The sequence below is a fragment of the Reichenbachiella carrageenanivorans genome (assembly GCF_025639805.1).
GTDB classification, from domain to species: domain Bacteria; phylum Bacteroidota; class Bacteroidia; order Cytophagales; family Cyclobacteriaceae; genus Reichenbachiella; species Reichenbachiella carrageenanivorans.
Genome location: NZ_CP106735.1, coordinates 3,375,548 through 3,391,055 on the forward strand (window position 1 = coordinate 3,375,548; position 15,508 = coordinate 3,391,055).

General features: G+C 40.3%; 13 protein-coding genes. 9 read left to right on the forward strand and 4 right to left on the reverse strand.

Annotated features, from left to right (window positions below; all coding sequences use genetic code 11):
• Positions 1 to 8 precede the first annotated feature (8 nt).
• Positions 9 to 701, reverse strand: coding sequence for an SIMPL domain-containing protein (locus N7E81_RS13530; protein ID WP_263050123.1), 693 nt, complete (start codon positions 699 to 701; stop codon positions 9 to 11).
• Between the two features lie 190 nt (positions 702 to 891).
• Here N7E81_RS13530 and N7E81_RS13535 point away from each other — a divergent pair, with 190 nt between their 5' ends.
• Both N7E81_RS13535 and N7E81_RS13540 read left to right on the forward strand, forming a co-directional pair.
• Entirely contained in the window at positions 892 to 1,923 is a 1,032-nt protein-coding gene (locus tag N7E81_RS13535) for a fatty acid desaturase (protein WP_263050124.1), read from the forward strand.
• 131 nt (positions 1,924 to 2,054) lie between these two features.
• A complete protein-coding gene (locus N7E81_RS13540) occupies positions 2,055 to 2,756 on the forward strand; it encodes a DsbA family protein (protein WP_263050125.1) in 702 nt (233 codons plus the stop codon).
• Between the two features lie 81 nt (positions 2,757 to 2,837).
• Here N7E81_RS13540 and bioB read toward each other — a convergent pair whose 3' ends face one another.
• Complete coding sequence (bioB, locus tag N7E81_RS13545; protein WP_263050126.1) at positions 2,838 to 3,839, reverse strand: biotin synthase BioB; 1,002 nt, start codon at positions 3,837 to 3,839, stop codon at positions 2,838 to 2,840.
• Positions 3,840 to 4,057: 218 nt separating this feature from the next.
• Between bioB and N7E81_RS13550 the strand changes: the two genes are divergently transcribed.
• The 5 genes from N7E81_RS13550 to N7E81_RS13570 all read left to right on the forward strand — a co-directional run bounded on the left by N7E81_RS13550 (position 4,058) and on the right by N7E81_RS13570 (position 11,186).
• Complete coding sequence (locus N7E81_RS13550) at positions 4,058 to 4,483, forward strand: hypothetical protein (protein ID WP_263050127.1); 426 nt, start codon at positions 4,058 to 4,060, stop codon at positions 4,481 to 4,483.
• Between the two features lie 159 nt (positions 4,484 to 4,642).
• Positions 4,643 to 5,728 carry an efflux RND transporter periplasmic adaptor subunit gene (locus tag N7E81_RS13555; protein WP_263050128.1) on the forward strand — a complete coding sequence of 362 codons (1,086 nt, stop codon included), beginning with the start codon at positions 4,643 to 4,645 and terminating at the stop codon, positions 5,726 to 5,728.
• Positions 5,729 to 5,760: 32 nt separating this feature from the next.
• Entirely contained in the window at positions 5,761 to 8,922 is a 3,162-nt protein-coding gene (locus N7E81_RS13560; RefSeq protein ID WP_263050129.1) for an efflux RND transporter permease subunit, read from the forward strand.
• Positions 8,915 to 10,351 carry a TolC family protein gene (locus N7E81_RS13565; RefSeq protein WP_263050130.1) on the forward strand — a complete coding sequence of 479 codons (1,437 nt, stop codon included), beginning with the start codon at positions 8,915 to 8,917 and terminating at the stop codon, positions 10,349 to 10,351. Before N7E81_RS13560 ends, N7E81_RS13565 begins: the two co-directional genes overlap by 8 nt.
• Positions 10,352 to 10,637: 286 nt before the next feature.
• Positions 10,638 to 11,186 (forward strand): hypothetical protein, encoded by a 549-nt coding sequence (locus N7E81_RS13570; protein WP_263050131.1) that lies wholly within the window; start codon positions 10,638 to 10,640, stop codon positions 11,184 to 11,186.
• A gap of 298 nt (positions 11,187 to 11,484) precedes the next feature.
• On the opposite strand, the gene N7E81_RS13575 is transcribed toward N7E81_RS13570, so the two are convergent.
• Positions 11,485 to 13,311 carry a KAP family NTPase gene (locus N7E81_RS13575; protein ID WP_263050132.1) on the reverse strand — a complete coding sequence of 609 codons (1,827 nt, stop codon included), beginning with the start codon at positions 13,309 to 13,311 and terminating at the stop codon, positions 11,485 to 11,487.
• Positions 13,312 to 13,478: 167 nt separating this feature from the next.
• A complete protein-coding gene (locus tag N7E81_RS13580; protein WP_263050133.1) occupies positions 13,479 to 13,955 on the reverse strand; it encodes a hypothetical protein in 477 nt (158 codons plus the stop codon).
• Between the two features lie 292 nt (positions 13,956 to 14,247).
• Between N7E81_RS13580 and N7E81_RS13585 the strand changes: the two genes are divergently transcribed.
• The gene (locus N7E81_RS13585; protein ID WP_263050134.1) at positions 14,248 to 14,820 is read left to right on the forward strand and encodes an RNA polymerase sigma factor; all 573 of its coding nucleotides are present in this window, start codon (positions 14,248 to 14,250) and stop codon (positions 14,818 to 14,820) included.
• Positions 14,810 to 15,505, forward strand: a complete 696-nt coding sequence (locus N7E81_RS13590; RefSeq protein WP_263050135.1) for a hypothetical protein — start codon at positions 14,810 to 14,812, stop codon at positions 15,503 to 15,505. Before N7E81_RS13585 ends, N7E81_RS13590 begins: the two co-directional genes overlap by 11 nt.
• The last annotated feature ends 3 nt before the right edge of the window (positions 15,506 to 15,508 follow it).

Here is a 15,508-nt window from a genome sequence, read left to right on the forward strand (position 1 = left end):
GTAGTCGCCTATTTCATTATCTCATAAGAGATGAATACTTGGTCGCTTACAGTTAGGTCTTGTGCCTCGAAGTTGGACATGTCGCTTTCTGCGAAACTTTTCATCATGCCCATTTGGCTAGCAGCATAGGGTCTGGGCTGAGAAGATCCACTGCCGTAGTTTATTTCTTTGATGCCTTTGATGGTATAGCCAGTGGCTGAGGCTAGTGTTTCAGCTTTGGCTTTGGCATCAGATACGGCCATTTGCATGAGCTGTGTTTTTACTTTTTGGGTTTGCTCATCTGACATACCAAACGAGATGGATACTCCAGGTGCGGCTTCGTCAGAAGCTGTTTTGTTAAGTACTTCTAGCAATCGTTTGGTAGAATGATCGAATTCGATCATAAGAGTTTGTGAGGCTACATATTCAAAACCTTTAGGTTCGTTTTGTCTGTATTTTCTGTTTTGCCTGATATTGAAATTTGACGTTTTGATGTCTTCTTTTTTGAACCCGATTTTTGTCAATGATTTGGTGAGTACGTCTATACGGTTGGTCATGGTGGTCAGTGCTTCATCGTAGCTGTCTTTGGTTTCGTTGATGGCGTACGAAATAGTGGTGCGCTCTGGCTGGACAGATAAGGTGGCTTGGCCAGTTACGTTGAGCTGGGCATGAGCTAAAAAGATAACTAAAAATAGAATGGGGGTAAGGATTAACTTTTTCATGTTTGTCGAATTTGTTTGGTTGGCGTGTTTACAAAAATCAGCCCAAAAACTAGAGATAGTTTGAAAATCATAGAAAATGATATGAATGGTTTGATAAAATTAAAAGAGGTCAAAAAAAAGTCCGATCTTTGTCACAAGTCAAGGTCGGTTTTGTCCTTGAGAGTACTGATACAATTGGAATTCGTAAACTATGAGTGATAAAGAAATAAAGACTTTTGCCAAAGATATGATGGCGACTCTGCAGAAGTATAAGCAGACGTCGAATAAGAAAGCGATATGGCAGATTTGCAATTCAATGATCCCATTTGTGGGGATTTGGATAGCGATGTATTGGGCCTTTTCTTACAATCTATTTTTGTTTTTTGGTCTAGGGATTGTCAATGCGTTCTTTTTGGTTCGTATTTTTATCATTCAGCATGACTGTGGTCATCACTCGTTTGTGAAGTCCAGAAAATGGCGAGATATCATAGGGTTTGTTTGTAGTATTTTTAGTGCCATGCCTTATCACTATTGGGCAGATGCACATGCGTTTCATCACAACCATAATGGGAAATTAGATACTAGGGATATAGGCGACATCAATACCCTTACGGTGAAGGAATATCAGGAAATGGGGACTTGGGATAGAATCAAATACCAAATATTCAGATTTCCTGTCGTTACTTTCTTGATTGGCCCTATCGTCTATTTCATTAGAAATATGAGACTTCCACTTGTGATTTTGGATGATAATAAAAGTAGAGCCTTTTGGAGTGTGATGATCAACAATGTCGTTGTGATTGGCGGATTGATTGCACTTTGTTTGATCTTTGATTGGAAGGCGATTTTGGCGACTTATTGTACGGTCTTGTATTTGTTCTCAATTATAGCCATTTGGTTTTTCTTTGTGCAGCATCAGCACGAGGATGGTTATAAAAGGTGGGAAAACGATTGGGATCATTTCGTGTCGGCAGTCAAAGGAAGTACCTACTACAAATTACCTGGTTTGGTCAATTGGCTGACGGGAAATATCGGGGTGCATCATATTCATCATTTGTATTCAGCCATTCCTAATTATAATCTGGTTAGGTGTATCAAAGACAATCCACAGTTTAGCAAATACACGACAGTAGTCACTTTTTGGGAAAGCTTGAAGTATATGAATCACAAACTATGGGACGAAGATGCGCAGCGTATGATTACTTTTAGTGAATACAAAAGGCTCTATCGCATGGCTGCCTGATCAAGACCACAGAAGATATGTAATGATAAGGTCATGTTTCGAATTCGAGGCATGACCTTTTTTTGCTGTAGGGGAACCTTTCGAGCCACTCAGAGGTATAGAACAGTAGCAACGTTAAAAGAATAAAAGTAATGGAAAATAAAGAATTGAATTGTGAAGATGGCGTGTGTGATCTATCTGCTGTTGAAGCGCCTACTAGTGTGCCATTTAGCAAAGGAGGAGATCGCTTGATCTATATAGGTGATCCGATGTGCTCCTGGTGCTGGGGAATTACCAATCATCTGGATAAGCTCAAAGATGAATTCGAAGATCGACTTGATTTTGAACTGATCCTTGGAGGCTTGCGCCCTGGTGGAGGAGACGAATGGACAGAAGAATTTAGAAATATGCTTCGTACGCATTGGGAGCACGTAGAAACGGCTTCTGGACAACCGTTTGATTTTCGATTCTTCGACCGAGCGGAATTCGACTATGATACAGAGCCATCAGCGCGTGCGGTGAGAGTTGTACGAGATTTGGATGCTTCCAAAGAATGGCAGTTTTATAAAAGACTACAAAAGGCCTTCTATGCCGAAAACAAGGATGTGCATGATTTGGCTACTTATGAAGCACTTTGTGGGGGATTAGGACTGAATTATACGGCTTTTGAAGCTTTGTTTCTTTCGCCAGGGTATAAACAATTGGTAAATCAAGATTTTGCTAAATCCCAACAGATGGGTGTTAGAGGGTTTCCTGCTGTGGTATTGAAGAAGGGAGAGGCTTATCATGCGGTCAGTTTGGGGTACTCTGATTATGATCGAATGAAGGCCACACTAAGCTCTATTTTAGGCTAAACACCCATTGGCATGATTTCAGAAGAGACTGTCTTAAAAGCGCTCAAACTTTTAAGATAGCCTCTTCATTTATTTAAATTATTAGCATTGTTCAGGTATGGTTTGAAATTCTACCGGAGCCTCATTGTCCTTGAAAGAAGCACGAGGTTTTAGGTTTAGCGTCTGAAACATCTGCTTGTCCATATCCTCTTCAGGGTTTGGTGTCGTCAAGAGTTTATCTCCCGCAAAGATAGAATTGGCACCAGCCAAGAAGCAAAGTGCTTGTTCTTCGATATTCATTCTTACCCTACCTGCCGATAGTCTCACCATTGCGTTAGGCATAATGATTCTTGCCGTAGCAATCATTCGAATCATTTCCCAGATAGATACTCTTGGCTGGTCTTCGAGTGGGGTACCTTCTACTGGCACGAGCGCATTTACTGGTACAGACTCAGGGTGTTCTTCGAGTGTGGCTAGGGTATGTAGCATGCCTACCCGGTCATTGTGGCTTTCGCCTAATCCTATGATGCCACCTGAGCACACAGAGATTTTCGCTTTTCTAACGTTGTTTAATGTGTCTAGGCGATCGTCGTAGGTTCTGGTGCTGATAATTTCTTCGTAGTGTTCTTCGCTGGTATCTAGGTTGTGGTTGTAAGCATACAAGCCAGCATTTTTTAATTTCTCGGCTTGTTCTTCAGTGAGCATACCTAGTGTGCAGCATACTTCCATACCCATGCTGTTTACGCCTTTTACCATGTCCAAAACCTTGTCGAAGTCGCTGTTGTCGCGTACTTCTCTCCAGGCTGCACCCATGCAAAATCTTGTACTGCCGCTATCTTTAGCTGCTTTCGCAGAATTTAGTACTTCATCTACTTCCATAAGTTTGTGCACCTTCACGTCTGTATGATATCTGGCTGCCTGAGGACAATAGGCACAATCTTCTGGACAACCACCAGTTTTTACTGAAAGGAGCGTGCAGACTTGTACTTCGTTTGGGTCGTGGTAGGCACGGTGCACAGTCGCCGCGCGATAGACTAAGTCCATAACGGGGGTGTTGTATATTTCTGTAATTTCTTCTCTGGTCCAGTCGTTGCGAATGATCATGCTTAAAACTCTTTGATTAAGGATTAATTTCGAATCGCTAAATTAGAATATTTTGATTATTTCCGTCCAAAACCTATTGGTTTACTTGGGTAGATAAGAATAAATAAATATTTGACAGGTTTTGTGATGGATGTTGAATGATTGCTTATTTGTTTTTAACAAAAATTAATATTGGATATTTGTCATAAAACCAAACTTCGTATAGTTTTGGTTCGCAAATGGAAAAATCTCTGTTTAGACATATTGTATTGCTGTCCTTGCTTCTGCTCGGCGGAGTCAGTCAGTTGTCTGCATGTACAGAACAAGAGAGTTACGTCCAGTCTGCCACTATTGCACTCGAAGGAGCAGGGCATGCCAGCTTTAATATTGTGCATGAAGTGCAGCATGACGTTTTCAAGTCTTCTATTCCTCTTTCTGAAAAAGAACACCATCAGATAGAAGTAGCAGAAAAAGAAGTAGAAGAAAGTGAAACGTCTTCTTCTAAAAAGCACGCAGTTTCAAGCGACTACTTTACTTCTATTTCATCCGACCTGATTTTAGGTTACTTTCATTGCCTTAGAAGCCGCCAGGCCTTCTATAATAGCTTTTCTCATTATACCGTATTTAAGCCAATATATGTTGTGCTCGGAGTATTCCGACTATGATACTACGCTTAGTGTAGGTGAGAAATATTGCTTACTACCATTTCAAATTAATTACAAAAGTACTTTCTGTTTTTTAAAAACCAGAACCTACGTATTTGTAATGTGTGCTTGATTCACACGCCAAAAAAATCAAAAATCCATACCAATAAAAATTAAATCATGAAGAAGAAAATTGTCTTGCTCACGAGCTTGTGTGCAGTGCTATGCATTGTGAGCTGTGAATCCAAAAAAGAACATCACAAAAAGGAAACTAAATTCCAAGTGACAAGTCCTGTCAAGTTGGACACCTCCATTGTTAAAGATTATGTATGTCAGGTCAAATCGATTAGGCATATCGAATTGAGAGCCTTAGAGAGAGGCTATTTACAAGATTTTTATGTAGACGAAGGCCAATCCGTAAAGCGAGGTCAGCTGATGTTTCAGATCATGCCGAAATTGTATCAGGCTGAAAAGAAAAAAGCACAAGCTGAAGCCAATTATGCGGAAATCGAATATCTCAATACTAAGAATCTAGCTGAAAAAAATGTAGTTGGACAAAATGAGCTGGCTCTAGCTAAAGCCAAGTATGACAAAGCTCTGGCCGAACTGGCATTGGCGCAAGTTCATGTGGGCTTTACTGAGGTTAGAGCGCCGTTCGACGGCATTATGGACCGTCTTCGTGTAAGGCAAGGGAGCCTTCTCGATGAAGGTGACTTGCTCACTACGCTATCGGATAATAGCAAAATGTGGGTCTATTTCAATGTGCCAGAAGCAGAGTACCTAGATTATCAGGAAAATAAAGCTACGGATAGCATGCTCGTAGTTAATCTACTCATGGCCAACAATAAGATGTTTGAGTATCCAGGTCTTGTAGAAACTATAGAAGCAGATTTTAATAACGAAACGGGTAACATCGCCTTTAGAGCGACATTTCCTAACCCAAAGGGGCTGTTGAGACACGGTGAAACAGGAAATATCCAAATCGTTAAATCGATGAAAAATGCTTTGCTTATTCCTCAAAAAGCAACTTTTGAAGTGCTTGATAAGAAGTTCGTGTATGTGATAAACGAACAAAATGAGGTGGTGCCTCGGCCGATAACCATACTTTCAGAAATGGAAGATTTATATGAAGTAGGGGCAGGGTTGAAAGAAGAGGATAAAATTCTTCTGGAAGGTTTGAGAATCGTGAAAGCTAAGGATAAAATCAATTACGAATTCTTAGATCCCAAAGTCGTATTCTCCCATCTCAGAATACATGCCGAATAAACTGATCAATAAGCATTTAAAAAAATAAGAAGATGTTTCAAACATTCATACGTAGGCCAGCCCTAGCCATAGTGATCTCTTTGGTCATTATGTTTATGGGAGTACTCGCCATCAAAACGTTACCCAAATCACAGTTTCCTGATATTGCACCACCGATGGTGGTGGTCTATTTGTCTTATCCAGGAGCTAGTTCGACTGTATTGACAAATTCAGTTTTGATTCCGTTAGAGCAAGCCATTAATGGTGTGCCTGGCATGAAATACATGTTTTCTACAGCGGCCAGCTCAGGTGAGGCCAATATACAGATCGTTTTCCACAAAGGGAGTGATCCTAACCAGGCCGTAGTAAACATCAATAACAGAGTGCAACAAATGAAAAACCGCCTCCCACCCATTGTGCAGTTGGAAGGGTTGAGGGTGCAACGTTTGATGCCTAACATGCTGATGTATGTAAATCTGTACGGTACAGATACGACTAATGTAAATATGAAGTATATCTTCAATTACGCATACATCAATATGCTGCCAGAGCTGCAGCGGATCAATGGTGTAGGTCGTGCCCAAATCATTGGTAGTAGACAGTATGCCATGCGTGTATGGTTGAATCCAGACAGAATGCGGGCATACAATATCTCGTCGGAAGAAGTAATGGAAGCTCTCAATGAGCAAAGTATCATTGGGTCTCCGGGTAGACTAGGACGAGCAGATAGTAAACGATCCGAAGCAATTGAGTATGTGTTGACCTACAAAGGTAGGTTCAATGAAGCCGAAGAGTACAAGGATGTCATTGTCAGAGCCAACTCTGAAGGAGAGGTTTTGAGACTAAAAGATATCGCAGACGTAGAGTTGGGTAGTGAGTATTATGATATTTACTCCAACAAAGACGAATTTCCATCGGCAGCAATAACCCTAAACCAAGCCTATGGCAGTAATGCCACCGAAGTGATCGAAGAAGTAAAAGCCAAGCTAGAGGAAATGAAAAAGGATTTTCCTCCAGGAGTAGAGTACGAAATCAGTTATGATGTCTCTAATTTCTTGGATGCTTCTATCGAGGAAGTTATTCACACCCTGAGAGATGCTTTTATTCTGGTGTCACTTGTTGTATTTCTGTTTTTGGGCGATTGGCGCTCTACACTGATTCCGACGTTGGCGGTTCCAGTGTCGCTGATCGGTGCCTTCTTTGCTATGCAGATGTTTGGTCTTAATATCAATATGATCACCTTGTTTGCTCTGGTACTAGCCATCGGTATTGTAGTAGATGATGCGATTGTGGTGGTAGAGGCTGTGCATGCCAAGATGGAAGAGAAACACTTATCGCCATTTAAAGCAGTGAAAGAGGTACTTGTAGAAATCAGTGGAGCCATTATCGCCATCACGCTTTTGATGACAGCGGTATTCGTGCCAGTGTCATTCATGTCGGGGCCTGTAGGTATATTTTATAGACAGTTTGCAATTACGATGGCATCGTCTATTGTGATCTCTGGAGTAGTAGCCTTGACACTTACGCCTGTGCTCTGTGCCATTATTTTGAAAAACAACCATGGTCAGCCAAGAAAGAAAACGTTGATGAATCGATTTATGGATGGATTCAACAGGGGGTTTGAGAAACTGACGGGAAAATACACGGGACTTTTGAAGCTAATAGCTAATCGGCGTACAGTCACCTTTGGTTTGTTGATCTTGTTTAGCTTAGGAACTTTTGGAGTAGCCAAGCTGCTTCCATCTGGTTTTATTCCATCCGAAGACCAAGGGATGATCTACGCAGTATTGCAGACGCCTCCGGGTTCTACGCTGGAGAGAACATATGCGATCAGCCGCCAGCTCCAGAAGTATGCTATGGAAGTGGATGCTATTCAATCAGTGTCTTCGCTAGCTGGATATGAAATATTGACACAAGGTAGAGGGTCTAACTCTGGCACTCTTCTAATCAACCTCAAGCCGTGGCATGAGCGTCACCATACGGTGAAGGAAGTGATTGAAGAATTGGAGGAAAAAGCCAAGGACATTCCAGGGGCACAAATCGAGTTTTTTGATCCACCAGCAGTGCCTGGGTATGGTGCAGCAGGGGGTATTGCACTTCAGCTGTTAGACAAAAATTCCGAAATCAACTATCAACGGTTGGGTGAAGTCAACGAAGATTTTATGGATGCCCTAGAAGAAAGACCAGAACTTACTTCTTTGTTTACATTCTACAGAACGGATTATCCTCAGTATGAATTAGAAATAGATAATGAACTAGCCATGCAGAAAGGAGTATCCATCGGCCGAGCCATGGACAACCTTTCCATCATGGTAGGTAGTACCTATGACTTGGGTTTTATCAAATTTGGTAGATTTTTTAAGGTCTTTGTACAGGCAGATCCAGCTTTTAGGAAGTTACCTTCTGATGTGATGAAACTCTATGTTAAAAACGACATAGGTGAAGAGGTGCCTTATTCTTCTTTTATGAAAATAAAGAAAACGCAGGGTATCTATGAGATCAACAGATACAATATGTACACCACAGCGTCTATCAGGTGTTCGCCAGCCAAAGGCTATAGTAGTGGTGAGGCTATTACAGCTATACAGGAAGTGGCTGAGCAGACATTGCCGAGAGGCTATGATATCGACTGGTCTGGTCTGCAAAAGGATGAGGTAGCAAGAGGTAACGAATCTGTGTACATCTTCATCATCGTATTGATCTTTGTTTATCTGGTGCTGACGGCACAGTACGAAAGTTTCATTCTTCCGTTGGCCGTTATTCTTTCGCTTCCAGCAGGGATTTTCGGATCGTTCTTGGTAGTTAAAGCCATGGGACTGGCCAATGACATATATGCACAGGTGGCACTGGTGATGTTAGTCGGTTTGTTAGGTAAGAATGCCGTCTTGATTGTAGAGTTTGCAGTACAAAAGCATCAGGAAGGAATGACCGTGTTGGAAGCAGCCATTGAAGGAGCTAGAGTGCGTTTTCGCCCTATTCTGATGACCTCATTTGCTTTTATTGCTGGTTTGATTCCACTCATTCTTGCTTCAGGACCAGGAGCAATTGGCAATCGTACCATTGGTGCTTCTGCACTTGGGGGGATGCTATTCGGAACCATATTTGGAGTGGTTATCGTCCCAGGATTGTACTACATATTTGGTACATGGGCAGATGGCCGCAAATTGATTAAAGATGAAGATTTTGAGCCTTTAACAGAACATCACAATGGATAATAGAAAAATATATCAATGTATAGGTGTCGCTTGCTTTGTGATAGGCTTTTCGGCTTGTGCACCTAGTATAGTTTCGAAAACAGAAAATGTAGACGTAGTACCTGAGCAGTATAACGATGCTCAGGATACTACCAATACCGCGGGCCTTGTTTGGAAAGAATTCTTTTCAGATCCTTACCTGACGGCCCTTATCGATACGGCTTTGTATAATAATCAAGAGCTGAATATTACCTTGCAGGAAATCGAGATTGCTCGAAATGAGGTGAGAGCTAAGAAGGGGGAGTACCTCCCTTCTGTAGGTATTGGTGCTGGCGCTGGAGTAGACAAAGTGGGTAGATATACGAGCAAAGGGTCTAGTGAAGCCACTACGGACATTAAACCAGGCAAAGAGACACCTGATCCGTTGCCAGATTATGGCTTTGGTGCCTATGCCACTTGGGAAGTGGATATTTGGCGTAAGCTACGGAATGCTAAAAAATCTGCATACACCAGGTATATTTCGTCCATTGATGGAAAAAATTTCTTGGTGACCAGTTTGATCGCTGAAATAGCTAATTCATATTATGAGTTGCTGGCGCTTGATAATCAGCTGGCCATCTTGCAGCAAAACATCGAGTTGCAAAATAATGCTTATGAAATGGTGAAGCTACAAAAGCAAGCCAGCCGTGTGACGGAATTGGCTGTGCGTAGATTTGAAGCACAAGTGCTCGATACCAAAAGTATACAGTATGGCATTCAACAAAGCATCATCGAGACCGAAAACAGGATCAATTACCTAGTAGGTAGGTATCCGCAGCGAGTGGAGCGAGACCATGTGAGTTTTGGTGAACTGGTGCCCAATACGATTGCAGCAGGTATTCCTTCGCAGTTGTTGGAAAATCGCCCAGATGTGAGACAGGCAGAAATGCAACTGATCGCGAGCAAGCTGGATGTGAAAGTGGCTAAAGCCCAATTTTATCCTAGCTTGACTATCCGAGCAGGAGTGGGGTTTCAGGCGTTCAATCCTGCGTATTTGCTCACTACACCTGAGTCGCTCATTTATTCATTGGCGGGAGATATTACGGCGCCGTTGATCAATAGGAATGCGATCAAGGCGGCCTATTATAGTGCCAATGCACGCCAGATACAGGCGGTATTCAACTATGAGCGCACGATTCTGAATGCTTATGTAGAGGTGGTCAATGAGATGTCTAGTATTTCTAATCTGGCAAGTACTTATGATCTGAAAGAGCAACAGGTGCAGACGCTGAACGAATCAATTGATATTTCTAATTTCCTATTCAAATCAGCACGAGCGGACTATATGGAAGTGCTCTTGACCCAGCGTGAAGCTTTGGAGTCTAGGTTCGAACTAATAGAAACCAAAAAGAAACAAATGAACGCCATGGTGAATGTCTACCGTGCATTAGGCGGTGGCTGGAAAGAATAAGGTAGATAATGAACAAACGAAAATCTGAGCTGTAGCTCGGATGGTATGGATGAAAAGCCGTTTTGCCTAGGTGCAAAATGGCTTTTCTCTATTTTAGGGAGTACATATCTAAACGTAGTGTTTGGATATTATACAATCTTATTTTTACTTCATGATCAAATAAACCAAACCAGTTGGCGTACTCATAGTATAGATTGACATATTGTTACTGGTCTGCAATAATATATTTTGAGTCAATCCTTGTTTCCAGAAATTGTGATATATTAACCTAATAAACTAATCTACTATGAAAATCATTGCACTACTTTTTGGCCTTTTATTCACATTTAGCAGTTATGCACAAGAATCTAATGCGATAGGTTCCATATTTCCAGACATGGAAGCAGAAGGGGTAGACAGCTTAGTCAAACTCCCTGAGCATATCAAAGGCAAATATTCCATCATCGGACTGGCATACAATAAAAAATCTGGTGAGCGTATGCCAGATTGGATAGCTCCTATATATCAAAAATTTATCATGGAGCCTGGAGGGCTGATGATAGGGTACGATGTCAACACTTACTTTGTTTATATGTTTAGTGGAGTCAAAGTTGCAATGAAAGATGTGGTGAAAAGTAAGATGATTGCTGAAATGGATCCTGTGCTATTGCCTCATACACTCTTCGAAACAGGAGATTTGAAAAAGTACCAGACTTTCTTGGATATGCTTGGTCGTAAGGATACACCATACTTTTTTGTGCTCGATCCCGAAGGTAAAATCCTGTGGGCAACTCGTGGTACATGTCGCGAATCCAAAATCAATAAACTAGCTTCTTATATAGATGATGAGAAGTAGGTGCTTGAGCCGCTAGTCAGCTTGCCTGTGTTACGGAAATTTCATTTCCGTTTTTTTGATTGATATTTTCTATTTCTAAGCTGTCATGTGCTAACCTCATAAGGAATACTTGGCTATAGTAATAAATTCAATATTTATGTTGAACGAAACTCACTGTCTCATTTTTTGGGGGGATGATCATAACGATCAGCTAAGCACAGTCGGCTTAGCCTTTCAAATATCTCAAAAGTATCTGATCCAGATACCCTTTGCAAATAACTAAGTAAGCCGATTGGGCTTAGCGCCTGTTATCAGCTTTTTATTTTTTAGTAGTATTCAGTTTGTCCAAAATAATTGCTAATCCAACTTCTAGGTTCGAGAATAAAAATAGTCTCAATGGTTTTAAGCTTTCTTCAGATTCATTGAGATAAGTCTCCAATTTCCTTCTAAGTTCAGACAATGGATCAAAATCTTCATATAAGAACTCGCCTATGTTGTTTGATTTGTAGCGATCCTGTAATAGTTCTGTAAAATTGAAGAGCTGCTTATTTGAGGATTCTTTTATAGCTTCCAGTAGTGCATCTACATCAATGTATGGAAGGAATTCTTTTGATAAGAAATGCTTCTTAAATACTTCAGCCAAATCAAATTCATTGTTCTTCCTTAAGCATTCAATAATCTCTGAGTTACTATAATTAAGTTGTTCGTTACGTATTTCTATATGAATCTCTTTAACATGTTTCATAATCTCCATTACCCGAGCATCTCTGTCTCCAAAATGAAAAATCGAATCAAGGACATGATTATTAATCTGTCTCTTTTCCTTCGCAATTTGCAACCCCGTCTTTAGATCCAAAATAATCTCTTCAACTGATCTATCTACTAGTTTATTTTCAGAGAAATAGAAATAGAACTTAGCAAGCTGTACATAATCATAAATACTGTATTTTCCTTCCTTCGCATATTTCAACACACTTTTGCTGTACTTATTAAATGTGGAATCATCCAATTCTCGAAATTTATAAGTGATTAGAGCTCTAAACTCTTCAATCTCAATAGGGATTTGATCAGGGTAACGATCCTTTATTTCTTCCTTTAAAACAATCTGGTCAAGAAAGCCTGAAAGAATGTAAGAATAAATTGAAGAGTAGAAAAAATAAGAATTAACTGATCCAGATATATACTTTTCATAAAAATGTTGAACGTACTCTTTAGGCTCTTCTTTGCTAATTTCTTTGTTTTTTGACAAACTTAATGATTGACGATACTCATCAATATTATCTAATTTCTTAAAATCTTTATTATCAGATGAAGTTAATTTTCCCTCTTTAAATTCTATTGTTATGATTAGTGAGAAGAAGATTATTTCATCCATATAATCTTCTTCAATGTCTTTTATATTTCCATAAAGACCTTTTAATAGATCAAGATAAAAGTCAATTATTCGGAGGTTTTGTAAGTCATATACAAATGCTAATTCAACAAATCTATTTTGTTTCGAAAGTAAAAACGTGTGAAATTCCTCGTGAGATTCACGGTATCTTTCGAACAAATGAGGCAGAGCATCTTCAATATTCGTTTCAAAATTGATAGTTCTTCCAATGATCTTTTCTTTAATACTAGCATATCCTTGTTGACTTTTATCTATGTTTGGTTCATCAGCAAGAAATATTGATTTCAATTTTTTATGTTCTACGAAATTGTTGATGTAACCTAATGTTTCCTTTACGGGAATTTGACACCTTTCAAGGTCATCAAAACATATTATGTAATTGGAAAAGTCAAGCGAGTCAAGGCTCACTCCCTTTAATAAATCGTTTAAATCCGTTTTGAGAAAAATCTTACTTGTTTGATTCAATACATTGCCTATTACTTTAACGGAGTTTGAGAACCAATTCTTTTCTTCTTTACCAATTACGGGAATTAATCGAATAAATAACAAACTCTCAAGATCGCTGATAGAACTTATTCCGTTGAGCGATATGTAGATTGGATTCAGTTTTTTTGTGGTAGCCACTCGGCTCAATTGGTTCTTCCAAAAGTAGGTTTTACCGCATCCCCACTTACCATTAATAAGTAATGCATATTGAGTTTTCTTATTATCTAAATATTCAGAAAAAACTTCAATAATGTGCTCGGTATTCATGCTTGAAGATAGTTGATTATTATTGCTGATAACGGTCTCGTGTATAATTAGTGGCGTGATTAAGCACGGAAGTTAACAAATATAAACCGAATAGAATATTCCGCAGGAATATTCGTAAGCAAGCTCGACCTAGCCATTAATTATACACCTTGTTGCCACACGTTTTTTTAGCGTCTGACTGGTCCTTGATCATAAATTTCGAATTCAAACATATCAGAGTTTTTAAATCCGTAAACTTTGTTTAGTATTTCTAATAACACCTTTTGGGTTTTCTCTTGGTTGTTTCCCATATTCATTGCGTAACAAGGAATTCCGTCAAATTCATAATACTCAAAATCATCAACCATTTTTAACGTTCGGAATTTAGCCAAGTTTTCCATTTCGTTGTCAAAAGTCAGATTTATCGAGAAGTTAAATGAGTTTTTTGGTGTGGCTGTTTGTTCAATTAGTGCTCCATGAATAACTTGCATTATAACAGTTTTGTCTTTTGCTAAGTTTATCAAAAATGCGTGATTTTTATTTTCAAATCGGTCAGCCGTAATATTTAGGGTATTTTTTAATCCGCTATCAAGCTTTTCAGTTTGTGATTTCACTCCAAAATTTATTCCTAACGCGGCTAAAATTGTGAATAATATTCTTCTCATTGATTTTGTTTAAATGTGTGGCAACATCCGGATATCAACCACTAGTGGTTGATATATCCATTATGAATGTAAAATAACACAAACTATTTTCTTGTAGAAAGACACGGTAAACAAATCCGTTAAAGCTTATTTTGTTTGCTTTGAGCTTGCTGGCTAAAGAGGATTTGGTAAGTGTCAGAATAATTGAACACCAATCAATTTAAAAGCGGTTAGGGAATAAATTCCTTAAATTTATTGATCAGATGCAACCCCCACGAGCCGATCCGCATCTTGTCCATGAATTTCATAATCAATGGTGATTAAAATAGGTCGAAACAACTCTGAATCTGAGCTGATACGTCAGTGCAAGCGTCAAGATAGGCGGGCACAGCGATGGCTATATGAGCAGCAAGCGCCCGTGATGCTTACGGTATGTAGGCGCTATATCGGCGATGCAGATATGGCCGAAGAGCTGATGATCAGCGGATTTGCCAAGGTGTTTGCCAAGCTGGATCAGTATCAGGCACAGGGGAGTTTTCAGGGGTGGATCAGGCGCATCATGGTGACTACCTGCTTGGAGTGGATTAGAAAAAACAGACAGCTCTATAAGGAAGTAGACCTCGATGAGATCAATCCTTCGGTAGATTATGAGACGGTCGATCACCATTTGGAGGCCGAAGACTTGATGCAGGTGATTACTCAATTGCCGCAAGGCTATCGTACCATTTTCAACTTGTATGCCATAGAGGGATATAGTCATCAGGAGATTGCGGATCAGCTGGGGCTTTCGGTCAACACCTCAAAATCGCAGTTGAGCAGAGCCAGACAATGGCTACAAAAGCAGTTGGCGCAGCAGGAGATAAAACAAAGAGACAATGGAAGCTAGACAGACAGACAAGTTATTTCGCGACAAGCTAAAAAGTGCGACTACGACACCGCAGGCCGCTAGTTGGGATAGGCTAGAGGCCATGCTAGAAGAAAAAGAAAAGACGGGGTTTTATCTCTGGCGGGTAGTTGTCATGCTTGTGTTGCTGATCGTGTCTGTCGGGGTGGTCATCTTTTGGAGTAGGGAGTCGGAGATACCTGTAGAGGTTATCGCAGTAGAGCAGCCGTCGGAGACCATCAAGGATAGTCGCCGTGTCATTCCGCTAGCCATTGACACCAGCAAGGTGGCTATAAAAGAGGTGATAAGCCCCTCTGTGGATGGGGTGAAAACTTCTGATCATCCTCGAAAAAAAACAACAGAAAGAGTAACCCAAGAGCACAGGGAGGTGACTCCTATACGAATAGAAAAGGAGGAATTGCCATTGGCGCAAGTAGAAGTACCTCAAGATACCATCGTAGAGCCTGTGAAGAAGAAGTATAAGTCGATCAGGATTACTTATAAGAGAGGGGGACAGAAGGAAATGCTCGCCAAAGTAGATACCGTAGCGGGAAGCAAGGTCAAAGACTTTTGGGCGCAGACTAGAGAGATCAATCCTGCAGACATGTGGGCAGATATCCGAGAGGCCAAAGACAATCTCTTTCAACGAAACTCAAGAAAAAATAACGTCAAAAACTTAAACAAATAAAAT